This window comes from Leptolyngbya sp. CCY15150 (assembly GCF_016888135.1).
Classification (GTDB): Bacteria; Cyanobacteriota; Cyanobacteriia; order RECH01; family RECH01; genus RECH01.
On sequence record NZ_JACSWB010000099.1, the window covers coordinates 1 to 2,336 of the forward strand.

Sequence of the window (2,336 nt, forward strand, 5' to 3'; positions counted from 1 at the left end):
GAGATCATCTGTTGCTGTTCTTAACTGATGCGACCGTCCCGCCCACCAATAACGCCAGTGAGCAGGCGTTGCGCTGGAGTGTCGTCTTCCGCAAGGTAATCCATGGCTTTCGTTCGGACTGGGGAGCAGCGTTGTTTGCTCAAGTGCGCTCTTTGATCAATACGGCCAAGCGTCAGGGCCTGTCTGCCTTGGATGCCATTTCCCGTGCTCTTACCTCATCTCAGACCGATTGGCGATTCAGTTGAGCAATTACGGTGCACGATTGACTCACTCATCTGTATCTCAAACTGACGCTGCGCTGCGCTCAGCAACCGCTCCACTTGGGGTATGGCAACGATTCGCCTGCGTTTAAACATTATCGCGATCCACCAACGTCGGACAGCGTCCGGTCGGCGTGTTTTGGGCAAAGCACTTCGCCATCTACATGTGGCACAAATTCAACGGTCTTCAGGGTGTAGTCCAGATCGAGTTTTTCGAGCAGCCAGCGTACCCGCAGGGAGCGGGTGATGGGGTTGTGATATAGCGTAATCATGGGAATCTATCTGCGTTTCATCAACGTTGGGCGGGGGGAGTCTTTGCCTGTTTCACTGTGGTGTGGCATTTTTCACGCAGCCAGCGGTAGGGGTTTTGGCCAGTAGCCATCTGCTCAAAACTAGGTTTCAGAGTTGGGCGCACCCTCTTGACCCCTACTGCCAGCAGCGATCACCATGAGTGACTTAAGACGAACATAGATGTATAGCGTCATGCCAATAACAACAAGCTGGTTCGTGAGAAATGGAAACACGTTGAATTGCGATGAAAAAATCAGCCTCGATAGAAAATGAATGGGGATAAGCAGTACGGCGTAGACGAGATAAGCCCGAATTGATAGAGACGTTGTCAAGCAAATAAAGCGCTCAATAAAGTTCTGGTTGTCGCCCTGCCGGTTAGCCCGATAACTGGCAATGGTCCCCCAAATCAAAATGATCCAGGGCACAGCCAGAAGCAGGCCATATCCGCTTGACAGTGCTCGAATCGCTACTAAAGCGCTCTCTTCACCAAAAATGCCACTGAGTGCAAACAAAACCCAAAGAAAATTGAGTTTTTCGCGTTCGCTGAGGGTGTTGTCTCGTAGGGCGATCGCAACTCGTCGAGGACGTTGAAAAATGCTCAAAACTGAACTCCGATAACTCTAAACGGGTGCTGCAAAACTGCGATCACGGGTGCTGATGGATTGGGTTTGTGACCACTGTACAACAGGTTGTACCCACGCTTCGAGTGGTTTGAATAAGATGGCGTGGCCGGTGCCGATAGTGAGTTCAATTTCGGCTTAATGGTTAAGTCCAGTAGCCTTGGCAAACAGGCTGTCGCAAGTTTGGCCAATCTCATCATTCACGTCATAAATCGAGAGGACACGGCCATATAAATCAATGGCGAAATTGTCTTCCACCCAGTCATTGCCGTTGCTGATCAGAACAAAGTTGACATCGCGATCGCGCAACTGGGTAGACGTCAACATCGCAATAGCGGCTCCCTTAGCGGCCCCTACGACGGTGACTTGCTCAGGGGGAACGCCTGGGCAATCAAGGCTTAAATTTGCCCCGCGGTGATCGTAGCATAGTCATCAACATCGGTATTGAGCGATCTTGCCTCACTGATAACCGTAAAACCCCGCTGCTCAAACGTGGTGAGAATCTGTTCGTATTCGTAGGTGCCATAGGCCGGGTGAGTCGGACGGATGACTTCGTCTTCGATGATTTTACCGTGCAAGTAAAATAGGTATTTGGCATTCGCTGCCGGATTTGGAGGAACCTCGCTTAGGATAGCCCCTTCTGGGCGGGAAACAGGGGCATCACCGGGTTGAAATCCGACTTCCACCAGCGGCACGCCGACAAATCCGGCTTCATCCCGAAACTGGCTTTGGGCGGTGCCGAGAGACTGCTGCCGAGATGTTGTCCCGCTTCCACTTGCCATGACTGCAGCGTTAGCGCATTATCTGGCAGGGTCTGGGCGATCGCGGCGAGCTGAGTGCCCCCATGACTGATGGCGATCGCCTCAAAGTGGGTAGTGCCATCGGCGGCGATTTCGGTGATCAACTCCCCTGTTTGCCCTTGCCAAATCTGGATCATGTCTTCTCCTAAAGGGTTCCAGGCTTACCCGATTGGGTGAGCCTAGTTGCAGGATGCCGAGATTTCAATACTGCTGAACGGAAGGATATCGGTTCTATTTACTGGTTTGGCCAGTTAATCGATTGCCGGACTGCTAGGGCGTGTTTTAAAACCTTTTGGCATACTGGTAAGTAGTGTAGCTACCTGATAGATGTCCATGACTAACCAATCCCTCAGAACTATCCGCCG

6 protein-coding genes are annotated in these 2,336 nt (G+C 51.8%); 1 reads left to right on the top strand and 5 read right to left on the bottom strand.

What is annotated here, in order from left to right:
* The coding region (locus JUJ53_RS00905; protein ID WP_204150105.1) for a transposase at positions 1–245 on the top strand (245 nt) is incomplete at its 5' end.
* Between the two features lie 110 nt (positions 246–355).
* On the opposite strand, the gene JUJ53_RS00910 is transcribed toward JUJ53_RS00905, so the two are convergent.
* The 5 genes from JUJ53_RS00910 to JUJ53_RS00930 all read right to left on the bottom strand — a co-directional run bounded on the left by JUJ53_RS00910 (position 356) and on the right by JUJ53_RS00930 (position 2,108).
* A complete protein-coding gene (locus JUJ53_RS00910) occupies positions 356–532 on the bottom strand; it encodes a hypothetical protein (protein ID WP_204150106.1) in 177 nt (58 codons plus the stop codon).
* 120 nt (positions 533–652) lie between these two features.
* On the bottom strand, positions 653–1,153 hold the full coding sequence (locus JUJ53_RS00915; protein WP_204150107.1) for a hypothetical protein: 501 nt from the start codon (positions 1,151–1,153) through the stop codon (positions 653–655).
* A gap of 156 nt (positions 1,154–1,309) precedes the next feature.
* A complete protein-coding gene (locus tag JUJ53_RS00920; RefSeq protein WP_204150108.1) occupies positions 1,310–1,498 on the bottom strand; it encodes a hypothetical protein in 189 nt (62 codons plus the stop codon).
* A gap of 71 nt (positions 1,499–1,569) precedes the next feature.
* The gene (locus JUJ53_RS00925) at positions 1,570–1,749 is read right to left on the bottom strand and encodes a hypothetical protein (protein WP_204150109.1); all 180 of its coding nucleotides are present in this window, start codon (positions 1,747–1,749) and stop codon (positions 1,570–1,572) included.
* 47 nt (positions 1,750–1,796) lie between these two features.
* On the bottom strand, positions 1,797–2,108 hold the full coding sequence (locus JUJ53_RS00930) for a hypothetical protein (protein WP_204150110.1): 312 nt from the start codon (positions 2,106–2,108) through the stop codon (positions 1,797–1,799).
* Positions 2,109–2,336 lie beyond the last annotated feature (228 nt).